The sequence below is a fragment of the Colwellia sp. MB3u-55 genome (assembly GCF_014076785.1).
In the GTDB taxonomy this organism is placed as follows: domain Bacteria; phylum Pseudomonadota; class Gammaproteobacteria; order Enterobacterales; family Alteromonadaceae; genus Colwellia_A.
In genome coordinates this window covers 1-226 of record NZ_JACGUS010000004.1, presented here as the reverse complement: position 1 = coordinate 226, position 226 = coordinate 1, and the positions used below count along the sequence as shown (strand labels likewise).

General features: G+C 31.4%; 1 protein-coding gene. It reads left to right on the top strand.

The genetic code is table 11. The features are described from left to right. Positions 1-26: 26 nt before the first annotated feature. Positions 27-226 (top strand): hypothetical protein (locus H4J66_RS19930; protein WP_220463142.1); only part of this gene is annotated, 200 nt, incomplete at its 3' end.

The following is a 226-nucleotide window of genomic DNA, read 5'->3' as shown; positions in this document are numbered from 1 at the left end:
GGCGTTAGCTGTACAAGGAAAGTTTTGTGATCGTTATTATATTTATATCCTTAATTGCAATATCAATTTATTTTAAAGTGCGTTACAACCAAGCAATCACAAAGGCTCAAGAGTTTTGTAATTTAAATAAGTTAGATCTTTTTGGCGTTACATACGAAAGCTCATCGCACATACACAAAGATTTTAATTTTATGAGTAAGTTATGGTCGGGTAACGCTATAAAAGA